At 36.9% G+C, this 14101-nt stretch carries 13 protein-coding genes; 3 read left to right on the top strand and 10 right to left on the bottom strand.

Going from position 1 to position 14101, the window contains the following annotated elements; all coding sequences use genetic code 11:
• Window positions 1–11 precede the first annotated feature (11 nt).
• The 5 genes from VXS03_RS09145 to rlmF form a co-directional block, all read right to left on the bottom strand.
• Window positions 12–812, bottom strand: a complete 801-nt coding sequence (locus VXS03_RS09145) for a MerR family transcriptional regulator (RefSeq protein ID WP_327763358.1) — start codon at window positions 810–812, stop codon at window positions 12–14.
• A 46-nt stretch (window positions 813–858) separates the two neighbouring features.
• Window positions 859–1806: a YbgA family protein gene (locus VXS03_RS09140; protein ID WP_327763357.1), complete on the bottom strand. Its 948-nt coding sequence runs from the start codon at window positions 1804–1806 to the stop codon at window positions 859–861.
• A gap of 200 nt (window positions 1807–2006) precedes the next feature.
• On the bottom strand, window positions 2007–2594 hold the full coding sequence (locus VXS03_RS09135) for a YceI family protein (RefSeq protein ID WP_327763356.1): 588 nt from the start codon (window positions 2592–2594) through the stop codon (window positions 2007–2009).
• Between the two features lie 51 nt (window positions 2595–2645).
• Window positions 2646–3191: a cytochrome b gene (locus VXS03_RS09130; RefSeq protein ID WP_327763355.1), complete on the bottom strand. Its 546-nt coding sequence runs from the start codon at window positions 3189–3191 to the stop codon at window positions 2646–2648.
• Between the two features lie 158 nt (window positions 3192–3349).
• Window positions 3350–4372, bottom strand: a complete 1023-nt coding sequence (gene rlmF, locus VXS03_RS09125; protein ID WP_327763353.1) for a 23S rRNA (adenine(1618)-N(6))-methyltransferase RlmF — start codon at window positions 4370–4372, stop codon at window positions 3350–3352.
• A 260-nt stretch (window positions 4373–4632) separates the two neighbouring features.
• On the opposite strand from rlmF, the gene VXS03_RS09120 reads away from it, so the two are divergent.
• Window positions 4633–5766 carry a transporter substrate-binding domain-containing protein gene (locus VXS03_RS09120; RefSeq protein ID WP_327763351.1) on the top strand — a complete coding sequence of 378 codons (1134 nt, stop codon included), beginning with the start codon at window positions 4633–4635 and terminating at the stop codon, window positions 5764–5766.
• Between the two features lie 85 nt (window positions 5767–5851).
• On the opposite strand, the gene viaA is transcribed toward VXS03_RS09120, so the two are convergent.
• The gene (gene viaA / locus VXS03_RS09115; protein ID WP_327763350.1) at window positions 5852–7309 is read right to left on the bottom strand and encodes an ATPase RavA stimulator ViaA; all 1458 of its coding nucleotides are present in this window, start codon (window positions 7307–7309) and stop codon (window positions 5852–5854) included.
• A 60-nt stretch (window positions 7310–7369) separates the two neighbouring features.
• Window positions 7370–9025 carry an ATPase RavA domain-containing protein gene (locus VXS03_RS09110; RefSeq protein WP_327763349.1) on the bottom strand — a complete coding sequence of 552 codons (1656 nt, stop codon included), beginning with the start codon at window positions 9023–9025 and terminating at the stop codon, window positions 7370–7372.
• A gap of 398 nt (window positions 9026–9423) precedes the next feature.
• On the opposite strand from VXS03_RS09110, the gene VXS03_RS09105 reads away from it, so the two are divergent.
• Entirely contained in the window at window positions 9424–10245 is an 822-nt protein-coding gene (locus VXS03_RS09105) for a phosphate ABC transporter substrate-binding protein (protein ID WP_327763348.1), read from the top strand.
• Window positions 10246–10357: 112 nt separating this feature from the next.
• Here the strand turns inward: VXS03_RS09105 and VXS03_RS09100 are convergent, their stop codons facing one another.
• The 3 genes from VXS03_RS09100 to VXS03_RS09090 are packed head-to-tail and all read right to left on the bottom strand — an operon-like array spanning window position 10358 to window position 12679.
• Window positions 10358–11215, bottom strand: a complete 858-nt coding sequence (locus tag VXS03_RS09100) for a sulfurtransferase (RefSeq protein ID WP_327763347.1) — start codon at window positions 11213–11215, stop codon at window positions 10358–10360.
• Window positions 11216–11224: 9 nt separating this feature from the next.
• Window positions 11225–11785 (bottom strand): nucleotidyltransferase family protein, encoded by a 561-nt coding sequence (locus VXS03_RS09095; protein ID WP_327763346.1) that lies wholly within the window; start codon window positions 11783–11785, stop codon window positions 11225–11227.
• 45 nt (window positions 11786–11830) lie between these two features.
• Window positions 11831–12679 (bottom strand): DUF5718 family protein, encoded by an 849-nt coding sequence (locus VXS03_RS09090; RefSeq protein ID WP_327763345.1) that lies wholly within the window; start codon window positions 12677–12679, stop codon window positions 11831–11833.
• 200 nt (window positions 12680–12879) lie between these two features.
• Here VXS03_RS09090 and VXS03_RS09085 point away from each other — a divergent pair, with 200 nt between their 5' ends.
• Window positions 12880–14007, top strand: coding sequence for a S1 family serine peptidase (locus tag VXS03_RS09085; RefSeq protein ID WP_327763343.1), 1128 nt, complete (start codon window positions 12880–12882; stop codon window positions 14005–14007).
• Window positions 14008–14101: the final 94 nt, after the last annotated feature.

Below are 14101 nucleotides of genomic sequence, written 5' to 3'. Positions count from 1 at the left end.
ATCATGTGTTATTACAGTCCGTGAATTATTTTTATGCTGCCAACAAAATACAGCTTCACGCCAGTTTCTTGCTGCACCATGTCAATATCAGCCAGTTGACGTCGGCTCAGTTTAGTCTCGCCCACGACCACAAGATTAACGATATTACGTTCACGTATACACGCAGAGAGACCCGTTAATCGTCCTGATAAGTTTGGCATAATAGTGACGCCGTCACCTTTATAGCACCATGCTAGTCCTTGCTGCCAAATCTTATGACTATTGCATTTATCAAAACTAATCAATAAACACGTCAGTTTCTTTTCATTGTTTATTTTGGAAATAACATTAATAAAACAGATAGTTAAAACAGATACCCACAAACTTTTTTGTACTGAATATAAGGGGTTAGCTTGATGTTCAATAACAGCACTCACCTCGGGTAATAAGCGCTGCTGAATCACCTCATAGGGATAAATTTTTAACGCTTCATTAATTAAACGTTCTAATTTAAACCCATTTAATGCTTGTACTGCAGCAATAATATCGTCAGTTATATCTAATGCTTGCTGTTGCTCTAACCTTGGATCCACATCGCCAGCTAACAAGGGTTTCACTTTTCCAATAGAAACCCCTTTTGCAAGCCAGTTCAGGATCAATGTAATTTTGCTTATGTCGCCTTCGGTATATAAACGGTGGCCTTGAGAGGTACGTTGAGGAACCAAAAGACCATAACGACGTTGCCATGCTCGTAATGTTACAGCATTAACCCCTGTAACATCAGAAACCTCACTGATTGTAAATAATTTAGTATCTTCAGTAAGATCACCCATAAAACCTCTTAAAAATAATTACAGCTATCACTAATACCAACTAATTTTACAATGCATAACGTAACTTCAAACTTTCAGGGTAAAGATCTAAATATGCTTGATCAGCGAGATAATTATCAGGATAAACCGTTAGGTAATGATTAATCAGAGTTAACGGTGCAATTAAAGGCAAAAGCCCTTCTCGATAACGCATGATGACATCGCGCAATTCGGCTTTTTGAGGTTTATCTAGATCACGCTTAAAATACCCCTGAATATGCATTAATACATTGGTGTTATTTTTACGGCTAGCTCTATTTTTTAATGCATCCATTAAACGTTGGCGGTATTCAATAAAGAAAGCACTTAAGTCATCCCATTTATGAATATCAGAAACAAAAGGGCCTAATGTACGGTAGGCTTGTGGATCATGCGCCATTAAGCACAATTTATAGCGAGAATGAAACTTGATAATACTATCGCGTGTTATCCCGCCAGCAACAGAGCGGTATAAATCATCAAGAGCGTAAATACGAAAGATAAAATTTTCACGTAATACCGGATCTTGTAAACGACCATCTTCTTCAATCGGCAGCCACGGCATTTTATCCATTAAGCGTTGTGTAAAAATACCGACGGCTCCTCCTGGAATCGAATTACCGTTATCTAGATATAATTTCACTCGCTCCATGCCACAGGTTGGTGATTTAGCGCAAACAATATAACCGCGTAAATCTTTGAAACTGGGAATTTGATTGTCTGCAAAAGTAACCATTTCATCGGTATAATCAAGGGTGTGATCTTTAGTGCCAACCAAAGCAATACGATCACCATTATCTTGTAAACGAATAGTAGGTCGTGGAACCGTCATTCCAATGCCAACTTCTGGACACACGGGTTTAAAATCAAAATATTCACTCAATTCTTCGTCAGCAAAACGGTTTCGCTTATGCCCACCATCAAAACGTACTTTTTGACCCAATACACAAGCACTAATACCAACAGGAATTCCCATATTGCCTCCAAATCAGCACAAACGAGTTGTACAAATGTTAAAAGTTGTACAATAAATGTAGCCAAAATGAATTGGTTGTACAACTTTTTTTTCTGTACAACTAAATGACAAAGTTATTAGTAAACATTAGCCCTAAATTACAGCCATTAAAAAACGACCATTAGGTCGCTTTCATAATATTTTATTGATTTGCTTATTAATTAAAGACGAATGCCTTCAACATTAAGCTCTAACTCAACCATTGTCGATGCTGGGCCTAAATCTGTTTCAATATCATAATCTTTCAATGCAATCATTGTAGTACCGACAAAACCACGGCGATAGCCGCCCCATGGATCATTACCTGCACCAATATTTTCAACATTAATCGTGACAGGTTTTGTTACTCCATTTAAGGTTAAATCTCCTATCATAGTAGCTTTACCATTACCGAGGTCTTTAAAGGAACGGCTAACAAAACTCGCTTTAGGAAACTTATCAACATTTAAAAAATCTTTACTACGTAGATGCTTATCTCGTTCTGCATGGTTTGAATCTACACTTGCTGTTTCAATATTAACTGTCACTTTTGATGCTTCAGGTTGATTTTCATCATAACTAAACTGCCCATCAAATGTATTAAAGCGCCCCACTAGCCAGCTGTATCCTAGGTGCTGGATTCTAAATTGAATAGAAGCGTGAGAGCCAGAAGTATCAATTTTATAATCGTCAGCTAAAGCGACAGAAGATACACATGCCGCAGCCAATAATGTTGCAGAAATCAAAGTGGTTAAAAGGCATTTTTTCATCATAATCTCCATTTATGTTGTGATATGTCTAATTAAATAAATCCATTATTGTTAAGCTTTACCTAGCATGCGCTTTAATGTGTCATCTTTATCTAAAAAGTGATGTTTTATCGCACCAATAGCATGCAATAGTGTTAAACCGATCAGTGTACAAGCACCATACCAATGAATAGTACCAGCGATATCTTCTTGATTTTTAATGTTTGTTAACGTTGCAGGCATATCAAATAAGCCGAAAACACTAATAGCACGCCCATCTGCGGTTGAAATTAGATATCCACTAAGCATCACTATTATTAACACACCATACAGTGCCCAATGTGTTTTTTTTGCAAGCCATTTCTCCCATTTTGCATGGATTGAAATAGCCACAGGTGAAGCCGTTAACATTCTAAATATCAGCCTAATCCCTACAAAAAATAGTAAGATCAAACCAATACTCTTATGCGTGTCTGGTGCTGTTTTATACCAAGCATGATAATAATTTAATTCGACCATCCACCAGCCAAGAGCAAATAACCCTATTACGGTTGATGCAACGAGCCAATGAAGCCATATAATAACGGGATGCCAGTTCTTATGCGGTCCATTTTTCACGACTATCTACTCTCTCCAAATCAAAACCCTAAAATCCCTGCTTAAATAATAACCAAATTAAACCGTTCTATGCATTTTTTATCATTATTTTTGTTTAGGCATAAAAAAGCGACCTCTAAGGTCGCTTATTATCAATACGATAATGTATTACTGAAATATTATGCCCAGCGTTCTGCTTGCCATTCAGCTTGTTGTTCTTCATTTAAGAACGTCCATGCAACAACACGCGAGATTTTCTGACCTTGTGACATTTCAATGGTTTTCACTTGGAATGCGCTGACTTTTTCAAGCTGCTTATAGATAACACCAAGGTTTTCTTTCTTAGAAACAAGAGTTGTAAACCAAAAACATTGTGTTGCTTTAGTTGCACTTTGGTTGATCATCTTTTTAATGAAACCTACTTCACCACCTGTGCACCACAATTCAGCCTTTTGACCACCAAAGTTAAGCACTGGCGCCGCTGACTCAGATTTCGCATTAAATGCCGAAAGCTTATTACTACGACCATGGGCTTGACGCTTTTTATTTGAGTTAGCCGCAAGGTTACGTACTTTGCGCTCAGATCCAGCCATCGCTTCAGCTTCTGAACCGTGGAACGGTGGATTACACATTGTAAAATCAAACACTTCTTCATCGTTGATCATATCAGTAAAGATATTATCAACATTATCTTGAAGACGGATCTGAATAGCGCCCTTTAAGCTCTTATTATTGGCCGCAATAAATTTAGCTGACTTAACGGCTAACTTATCAATCTCAGAACCAACAAACTGCCAGCCATAAACACGATGGCCAATAATAGGATAAACACAGTTTGCGCCGATACCGATATCTAAACCGCGAACACCTTTACCTTGTGGTACGGCACCACCATTAGATTGTGCCAATAAATCGGCAATGTAATGAATATAATCAGCACGACCAGGGATAGGTGGGCACAAAAAGCCAGCAGGAATATCCCAGTAGTCCACATGATAAAAATGCTTTAATAACGCTTTATTCAATGTTTTTACTGCGAGTGGGTCAGAGAAATTTACGGAAAGATCGCCATAAGCATTTTCACTAACATATTGCGCTAACTCAGGCGTTGCTTGAGTTAATGTCGCAAAGTCATAACGCGCACGGTGTGGGTTACGTGGATGTAGGCCTTGTTTAGGCTGTGAGGCTTTCTTTTGGTTCATCTTTGCTACTCGCAGGAATCAAATACAATTAAGCGGTGCATTGTACATGTTAAAGCTCAATAGCCTTAGTATATTAATGATCAAATGCACAAAAAAAACACAAACATATATACAACACCTTTTGTTATTAATAGGATTAACATTACCACTAACCTATTGATAACAAATACAACCCATTAATTCAAATTAACAATAACTCAGATTATAACTATTATTAAATATGTATACTTAACAATCATCTGTTTGCTAGGAATGATGCTATGACAATAACTACTCCATCATCTCAGCTATATTTTTCATATTTGCATGCCTTATTATTCATCTCAGCCATGGGTGTTTTGACACTATTATACTCACCAAAAATACAAGCTGAAGAATCAATTAATGATAAAACATTACTCGTGGGTACTTATTCTTGTCCACCTTTTGTTATGATTGATAAACCCGATGATTATCAAGGGCTAACGTTTTTATTATGGGACAATATAGCAACCAATCTTAATTTAAAATACCGTGTTAAAGAGCTACCACTCAAGGAATTATTAGAAGCCGTTGCCAGTGGCAAACTCGATGTCGGTTTATCTTGTATCTCTATTACACCAGAGCGTGAAGAGTTATTGGATTTCTCTCACTCTTTTTATGAAACTAATCTTGCCATCGCTGTAAAACAAAAAAGCCACTGGGAAACATTCACTGGTATCATTTTTAATAAAAAACTATTACAAATATTAGCCATTGTTGCGATTGCCGCTTCAACCGTAGGTGGTATCTATTATTTACTTGAACACCGTGTAAATGACAAACTTTACTCAATGCAGTCACGCTCAGCACGGTTAGTTGAAGGATTTATCCTAGGACTATTATTTATCACTAAAGGCCCATTCAATTATTACGAATTTAAAACATTAACCGGACGAGTTGTCACTGTATTACTAGCCGTTTTTACTACCTTATTTATTGCGAGTATTACAGCCGTGCTCGCAAGTTCATTTACGTTAGGTTTAATCAATAATGATATTAAAGGCCCAAATGATTTAGATAATGTTCTCACCGGTGCAAAACAGTCATCTACCTCATCAGAATTCTTAACTAACCATAGTATTATTCACAAAACCTATCCAACCGTGTCTGAAATGTTAAGCGCGCTAAATAGCGGTGAAGTAAATGCCATTGTTTATGATGATGCTATTTTGAGGTACCAAATAAAAAAAGCACAAAGCCAAGGCGTATTTGAACAATTACAAGTACTTCCATACCAATTTGAGAAACAAAATTACGGCATCGTACTCGGTGAAAATAGCCCTTATGATGAAGAAATTAATCGAGAGCTACTACAATTTAGAAAAAGTAATCAATGGAAAAAAACGTTGATCGAATATTTTAAGATCAAATAATACGACATATAGTTATTTAAACAGTAACAACAAAAAGGAGTACTAATGTACTCCTTGTTTTATCTATAACAAATTAGAAACACACTTAACGCCGTTTCAATAAGCGTCCAAGTTGGCTTAATGTTGATGGATGATAAGACCAACAATGATCAAACAATTCTAATAACTCAGGATTGCCATATTTCGATAAATTCACAGCATGAAAACGGTTTTTCTGCTGCTTTAACTTCTGAACTCGCGATTGCATTACTTCAGGTTGGCTTGGTGCAATAAAGTCAGATAATACGACTAAATCAGCGTTTTTATATTTACCCGCCGCCATCAGATCAATTGATTGATCAAGTACTGGTCCTAAATCTGTACCACCATGAAAGGAATACGATAAAAAGTTCACTACTTCATGTAAACCATCTTGTTTTGTCAGTTCGTAAGTGATCTGTTGTGTTGAAAACATAATGACAAAGCAATCACGCTCTTCAACAAGTGCTATTTGCATCAAACCATAAGCCAATGCTTTAGCGCAGTTTTCTGGATAACCTGACATCGAACCTGATGCATCAATGCAAACAATAAAAGGACCTTTAGGTTGATCAACCTGCTTGGTTTGTCGTTTAAAAGCTTTTACTTTTCGCAGCTTACGTTGAGTCCCCTGCATGCGATAATTCATTAACCGTTTATCCGCTAAGTGCTTATAAAAAATCACTTCAAGCTCAGGGTAAGCTAAAAACATCGCTTCATTCGGTAATAGCTTGGTCAAGTCATCACTTTCATGGATGCCAACAATATCATCGGTGACATTGTCACTTATTTCTTCCACCAGCTTCATTTGTTCTGATTTCACCCGTTCTTTATTAGGATCATCAACTTCACTGGCCATACGACCTAATTTTTCAGCTATTTCTTGAAGGCCATTATTCTTTTTTAAGAATGCAGCAATTTTCTTCATCACATCAACATCAGTTTTAGTCAGCTTTGCTTGTGCCATATCCCACAAACGTCCAGCTTTACTGACATCACCAGCATCGGTCACTGTTGCCATTTTCTTCATGGTTTCAATGCGTTGATACAAATCTTTTAATAACTGATCCTTTTGATCTTCAACTTCCGACTCTTGTGCTTCTCGCAATGCGTGAGCTAAATAGTCATACCACTTGTCACAAAAAAAACGTTGAAACATCGGATTATGTTTACTTTTTTCTGTTGCAAGTAAGCTTTTCGCTTTGAAGTAAAAAGCCGATTGTCCTTCCAATTGCTTAACGATTTGCTCTGAGTGTGCAAAAAAATACTCTTTATTCCATGTGCAGACTTGTTGATATAAATTAATCTCATCACTGAATTGTTCGACAACCGTACCTTTGGCTGTTTTTCGAATCATCTGGCCACGCCACTTCATGATTTGATTTTTCATCGCCGTTTTAACACCTGGGCTTGCTTCTGCAGCCATAAGAAGTTGTGGTCTAACCATAACTTCATGGACAGCAGAATCAATAATACCTGACTCTGCAAGCATCAAAGCAAAATTTAATCCTTCAGATACTGGCATAAGCATCTATCCTTTACTGTTTTTTTTACCACATATAACAATACTATTTTTATCTAACTATCATTGTTTTGAAAAATAGTCATTCATATGAGTAATTCTAAAGGCACTCTTTTCTGCTGTTAATTTCAGTTCTGCTACTTTATCAACACAGTCATTAAGGCTTTGTTCTATTAACGCTGGAAAATCATGACTAATGAAATTATGCGGTAATGCACCATGGAATGACGTCCGCGCTTTAATCACATTATGCTCAGAGTCCGTAATTTTAGCCATTGCCTGATCTACCAGTTGCTGCCATTGTTGCTGCTGTGAGCTCGTTAAGCCTTTATTACCAGTAACACCGACAAGAACAGGACGATTAGCAATGTCTTTAATGACTAATTGATTTTCAGCATCTATCTCAAACTGTAGTCGACATAAATGGGTATTTTTATTTACAAAGCCATAAATATCACATTTCCCCGTTCTAATTTTTTTATCAAACTCATCTCCATCAACATACACCCAACGGCTATCCCCCAATTCTTGCTCTGATACCGAGGTATTAGATTGAAGCATAACAAGCTTAATCATGCGTGGATTGTTATTGATATTAAATCGTGTTGCTGTGGCAAAATTATATTTAAACCATTCTTTACGCATTGTACTTTCACGAGTAAAAGTGACAACTAATTGGGTGCAGATATCTTGGTTGATATTATCAATAATAACATGGGCATCTTTGGCGTCAGCAATAGCATCTTGTTGATTAAAAGCATATTTAGTTGCGAACTCCTTCATAATACTCACAATCACATTACGCGATTCAGGGCTATGCCATAAGCAATCTTGCAACAATAATAAATCCAATGGATTGATATGGTCACGACCGTTAAAAAATGCACTCGCTTTTAATAAACGTACTGATTTTTTCCAGCGACGATCAGAAATATAAAGCTCACTCTCCGTTGCCTGCTCAATACTTTCTCCAGAACGCGCTTCTATCATTGATTTTAACTGATAAATTTTTTCAAAAAGGGGATCAGTTAATGTCACATCTTCAATATATGCTTGCCAACTATGGTATTCATCATCTTTGATGGTTAATGACGGATCAATCGCCGTTAATGTTGCCCCATCCCCCATAAGCATTGATTTGAAATTACGTTTTTCTTGAATTCGATTAACGAACACTCGAACTAGCATACGGTCATACAACGCATCTAACCCACTATCAGCATCGGGTAATTCATTTGACGCCGTTATTAACAATCGCATTGGTATCGGCAGAATATTTTGACCGTTTTTAAATGTTCTTTCATTCACTACAGTTAGCAAGGTGTTTAAAATAGCCGGTCCTGCTTTCCAGATTTCATCAAGAAAAACCACTTGAGCCGTAGGTAAATAACCCTCTATTAATCGAACATATTTACCATTGTCTTTTAATTCTTGAATAGATAATGGTCCAAACACTTCTTCTGGGGTTGAGAAGCGTGTCATTAAATAATCGAAAAACTTACTGTCATCAAATGCTTGAATTAATCTTTTTGCAATTAAGCTTTTTGCAATACCAGGGGGACCTAATAGGAATACACTTTCGCCAGCTAACGCGGCTAATAGACATAATTTGATGGTTTCTTCACGTTCATAAACACCATTAGAAAGCCCACTGATCAGCTTTTGAATGCGTTCTGATAAAATAGCTTTATTGGGTGCTGCTGTTGCTACTGTAAGCATATATCCAACCTTGAATTCTTTTCTTACCCTACATGGTATACCGTAAAGGGTGTTTAATGACTTAAAACCACACCTCTACGTTGCTGTCTTGTTACCGTTATAGCATGATTTGTGTGCTGATTCATCTTATATGCACTTTTAACAATTGCGGTGTTTATGTGAAAATAATGATTTAAGGTAGCATTGATGTATATTCGCGTTAATCCACATATAGACTAATAAATTTATTATACAAATCATTACCATACTCAATTTATTCGTTTTTAATATTTCTTTTAATACAACGTGAATCCTAACTTAAGTAGAGTTAAGTTGATAAAATCACTGTTTGAGTTTCATATAATCGTCACATACACGTAATAACATATTTGCTTATCATCCACCAATGGAGCAAAGCAATGCTAACCAAGGCAACTACCCTCTGGGCACTTTGTACAACACTTGCATTTAGCGCTCAAGCTAACACTACCGTTACCATCGCAGGTTCAACATCCGTCAGCCATATTATGGATATTTTAGCTGAACACTATTCAATGCAATATCCTAATAGCAAAATTAATGTACAAGGTATCAGTTCATCTGCTGGTATCGTCGCATTGCAAACGGGTACTGCCGAAATCGGCATGAGCTCACGTACTATAAATACCGATGAACTTGATGATAATTATACGATCACACCTATCGCACATGATGGAATTGCATTAGTCGTCAACCCCACCAACCCAATTAGTAATATCACTCACTCACAGGTTGATAATATTTATCATGGCATAACAAAAAATTGGCAACAAGTCGGTGGAAATAATGCAAAAATTGCAGTTGTGAGCCGTGAAAATGCATCAGGCTCTCGATCTTCATTTGAACACTTTATGCAATTGACTAAGAATGTGGCTGGATTCACCGTTTCTGACATCAATCCTGATGCATTGGTGGTAAACACTAATGGTATGGTCAAAAGTTTAATCGCACGTAATCAACAAGCAATTGGCTATCTCTCCTTTGGCTCTGTTGATAGTTCAATTAAACCACTTTCTTATAACGGAGTAACACCCACAATCAGTAATATTCGTTCAGGTGAATATAAAATGTCTCGACCATTTTTAATCATGTATAAGAAGCAAGGGCTGTCAGAAAATGCCATACAATTTATTCAATTTTTAGCGTCTGATGATGCTAAAAAAATCATTAACAATAATGGCTATATTGCTGAACCAGCGTAATTTATTAACATCTAAAGGTAATATGGCTTTTAGTGAAAAAGATCACTAAAAGCCAATACTAAGTGTCTGCGGTAAGGTTGAAATCTACGTTATTAAAATCTACTAACAGTCGTTATTTCACCACAGGGTACTTCTCATTTGCGCCCCATTCTGTCCATGAGCCATCATAAACAGTGACATTGTCACGTCCAGCAAGTTGAGCTGCTAAGGCCAAAATGCAAGCGGTAACACCAGAACCACAACTAAAAATAAGCTGTTGGTCAGCAGAACTCAAAGCATCAAATTTCTGCTGTAATTGCTCTACAGGTAAAAAATGACCATCCGTCAATAACTCGCCAAAGGGTAAGCTTTTAGCATTTGGCATATGCCCACTACGAAGCCCCACTCGCGGCTCTTTAACCGTTGCTAAAAATCGTGCAGTTGGGCGCGCATCAATGATTTGAACACCCATATCATCCAATCGTTGACACAATGCATCAGCATCAATAACCCAACTAGGTCGATAATTAGCACTGAAATCTCCCACGACATTAGATAGAGGTATGCCCGTTTGCGTCGTATACCCAGCTGCTAGCCAAGTAGGTAATCCCCCATCAAGCACTGATACATTATCATATCCCATCGCCTTGAACATCCACCATCCGCGAGGTGCTGAAAACATCCCTTGACTATCGTAAATGACAACATGACTGTTATTATTCACGCCTAATTTTGCGACTTCTTGAGTGAATAATTCAGCTGATGGTAACATATGCGGTAAATCAGTATTCTGTGCTGCTATTTGATGGTTAAAATCAAAAAAACGTGCCGTTGGGATGCGAACATCAATAAACTCTTGTTGAGGATCACGAGGCACGTCAGGCATAAATGCACTGGCATCTAAAACCACAATGGATTCAGATAATGAACCATCACATAATTGCTGATTAAGCCATGCAGCAGAAACTATATTATTTGCAGGGGATAGCATAAAAAATCCTTAGGAATACTCCGCAGTTAAAATAATTAACTTTGGCCACAATACCTGCCACTTTTTGTCTCGAATACGCTGTTGATAAACGGCAGGTCTTGAGTAATGTGGATTGATGCTAACATGTAATGACCAGTTATGCTCTAATCCATATGCAGCCGTAAAAATTAAGTGGTTATCAACCGTTAACTGCACACCAACACACGTCGGGACTTCAACCCAACGAGAAATAGCATCTGCACTATTTCGATAAGGTAAATGCTGATGCTTTAAGTGCATTCTTGCTTGATTTTTCACTTCCCAGTTAACCATCGGGAGTTGCTGTTGCAATAACACTGCGTAATGCGCTTCCGTTGTTAATGAACAATCATCAGGATCAAAATACACCACATCAACATCATTTAATGGTGTCATCGGTAAATGATGTAAATGATCCCAAATAGCATTACGAACAAAACCAGCAGCAATAAACCAATCAGGTAAATCCAACCTTTGTACGGCACGTAAACACGACATTCTAAAAGGATCTGCTTCTATAACAGCAGCAGTATTTGAAATTAAATCAGCCATATAAATTAAAATCCTTATTGATACGTCATGGAAAACAATAATACGTTACAATGTAACAACTTGTTGAATTAATACTGACATACCATCGCCATTAGCTAAATCATGAGTGGTTGCCATTTGCATGATTTCTTCAGCATCATAGCGATTACCATCGTAGACAACCACAATACTTGTATCACCAGTTTGTAGAAAATGGGTTTCACCATATGGAGTATAACGTGTCGCTCCAATGCTGATCAGCGCTTGAGTTGGATAATGACTTTGCTCTAACAACTCAGCAATATTTTCAGTAGGTCCAACATCTTGTTGGTGGTTCATTCGTTCAATGATCCAGTCTAATAACCTCGTATGAAAATAACTGTAATCGATCACTGCACTATCTTCACCATAGCGATGAATTTCGCCATGACGACAATGAAAACTTGCAATACGATAACTGTCTAAAATACCGCCAACAGTAAGATTATCGATAGCAATAAGATGTTCGCTCATCCCTTTACTATTTGTGCCCCAATTTTTCTTTTCACTGATTTTTTTCGCATTAGGTTTTCGAATTGAACAATCATTATAAGCACCGAACTGACGTGGAATTAAATCTGATACCGTTTTGTGGCCATCATCAGCATTAGTCGTGTATATAACATCACAAACCAATGCGACTTCAGGTTCAATTTGAAGATTATCTGCATCATTTGGAGGGCTAATGCTTGTTGATGACAATGGGTATGTTGCTAATAACCCTGTACTAATGTTAGGAAGATAAAAAGGAAAAATAGCTTTAGGTTGTATCACTTCTTTTACTTCAACAGTTACAAAATCAGCCGCTTCACCCGCCTGTTCTAAATGTCCCGCAAAATTGCCTGCCACACCAAAACCAATACATTGATTAAACACGATTTATCCATCAATAAGCAAAAAATAGTTGCTTATAATAAGCAAAATTTACGTCATTTTCCGTTATCAAGTTAACAATTATTCTAACTCAATAAACAACATTCTCATTTTTGATTTAACTTTAGTCACAATTTCATCAACTAGTTAATCTTCCGCTAACTACACTGAAGATAATGGGAAAGGTAAGATAAGGAAGAATAATGCGCTTACGAATAGAACAAAACATAACCCGTTATTTTTTTATAGTCTTACTTATAGTAACGAACGCTCATCATGCCATTGTATTTGCAGCACAACCTACACCAAAAGCAATAAACAGTAATCCTGCCACGCGTTATGCACCATTATTATTACCGTGGCAAGCAGCAATAACGTCATCAAATGTAACATCTATTTTATGTGGTGCTGTTATTATTGATGAATATTGGTTAATTACCGCCGCCCACTGTACCAAAAATTATATTCGTCATGTTATTGCTGGAACGTCAACAATTCCTCGGCAAAATTCGCAACAACTCGATCCAAAATATAAATTCACTATCGCACATATTATAGATAACCCTAATTATAATAAGGGAATATTTGCTAATGATATTGCATTAATCCGTGTTAATCGCTCTTTATTTACTGTTGCTAAACCTATTGTTATTGCGTCAGTAAATGAACAAATAGCAGCTAATAATATTTTTGATAATAACTGGGTAATATATCAAAACTCAACAGCAAATCTTATTGCATCTGGCTGGGGGAAATCAAATAGTGACACGAGTATCAATTACCCGAATCAATTACAACTCATCACGCTAGCAGGTGTTCCCGATCAACATTGTAATGGCTTACAAGCTAACAAATCACATATTATTTGTGCTGATTCAAATATTGATGGCCTTCTAAAAGACGTTTGTAGTGGCGACTCTGGTGGCCCTTTAATTTGGCAAAACCAACAACATATTGCTAATAGTGACTTTGGGTTACGTGTACTTGGCATCGTTAGTAACGGCGCTTTGTGTGAACAAAGACTCAATAATCCGACACAGCAGTACCAACAACTGCATGGACAATATACCGAATTAGCAGCATTACGTATTTGGATTGAAGACACTATTAAACAATATGACAACCTGCCCCACTTTTCTTTAGCCACACACTATAATTCACCTAATTACAAGTACGATCCTTTTATCCTTGCTGATGATTACCCTCAAGACCAAGATCTTAATCTATTATTAGTTTCAACACAGCCTCAATCTGCTGGAAATATACCAATTAAAGTTTTGATTATGCTTGTAGCAATTGCTTTATTTCGAAAAAGAATCAATTTATTATAGAAGTGTAGATCTAACTGTCTATTTATGAATAATAAAAAATACATTATTGTCATCGATAATTATTACGTAATAATAGACCTACATTGATATTTAA

The sequence above is a fragment of the Photobacterium sp. S4TG1 genome (assembly GCF_036040035.1).
In the GTDB taxonomy this organism is placed as follows: Bacteria; Pseudomonadota; Gammaproteobacteria; order Enterobacterales; family Vibrionaceae; genus Photobacterium.
This window is presented reverse-complemented; position numbering and strand designations above follow the sequence as displayed.

Coding starts and splice junctions, on each gene's coding strand:
- VXS03_RS09145 (WP_327763358.1), bottom strand. CDS start 812: ATGGGTGATCTTACTGAAGATACTAAATTATTTACAATCAGTGAGGTT.
- VXS03_RS09140 (WP_327763357.1), bottom strand. CDS start 1,806: ATGGGAATTCCTGTTGGTATTAGTGCTTGTGTATTGGGTCAAAAAGTA.
- VXS03_RS09135 (WP_327763356.1), bottom strand. CDS start 2,594: ATGAAAAAATGCCTTTTAACCACTTTGATTTCTGCAACATTATTGGCT.
- rlmF (WP_327763353.1), bottom strand. CDS start 4,372: ATGAACCAAAAGAAAGCCTCACAGCCTAAACAAGGCCTACATCCACGT.
- VXS03_RS09120 (WP_327763351.1), top strand. CDS start 4,633: ATGACAATAACTACTCCATCATCTCAGCTATATTTTTCATATTTGCAT.
- viaA (WP_327763350.1), bottom strand. CDS start 7,309: ATGCCAGTATCTGAAGGATTAAATTTTGCTTTGATGCTTGCAGAGTCA.
- VXS03_RS09110 (WP_327763349.1), bottom strand. CDS start 9,025: ATGCTTACAGTAGCAACAGCAGCACCCAATAAAGCTATTTTATCAGAA.
- VXS03_RS09105 (WP_327763348.1), top strand. CDS start 9,424: ATGCTAACCAAGGCAACTACCCTCTGGGCACTTTGTACAACACTTGCA.
- VXS03_RS09100 (WP_327763347.1), bottom strand. CDS start 11,215: ATGCTATCCCCTGCAAATAATATAGTTTCTGCTGCATGGCTTAATCAG.
- VXS03_RS09095 (WP_327763346.1), bottom strand. CDS start 11,785: ATGGCTGATTTAATTTCAAATACTGCTGCTGTTATAGAAGCAGATCCT.
- VXS03_RS09085 (WP_327763343.1), top strand. CDS start 12,880: ATGCGCTTACGAATAGAACAAAACATAACCCGTTATTTTTTTATAGTC.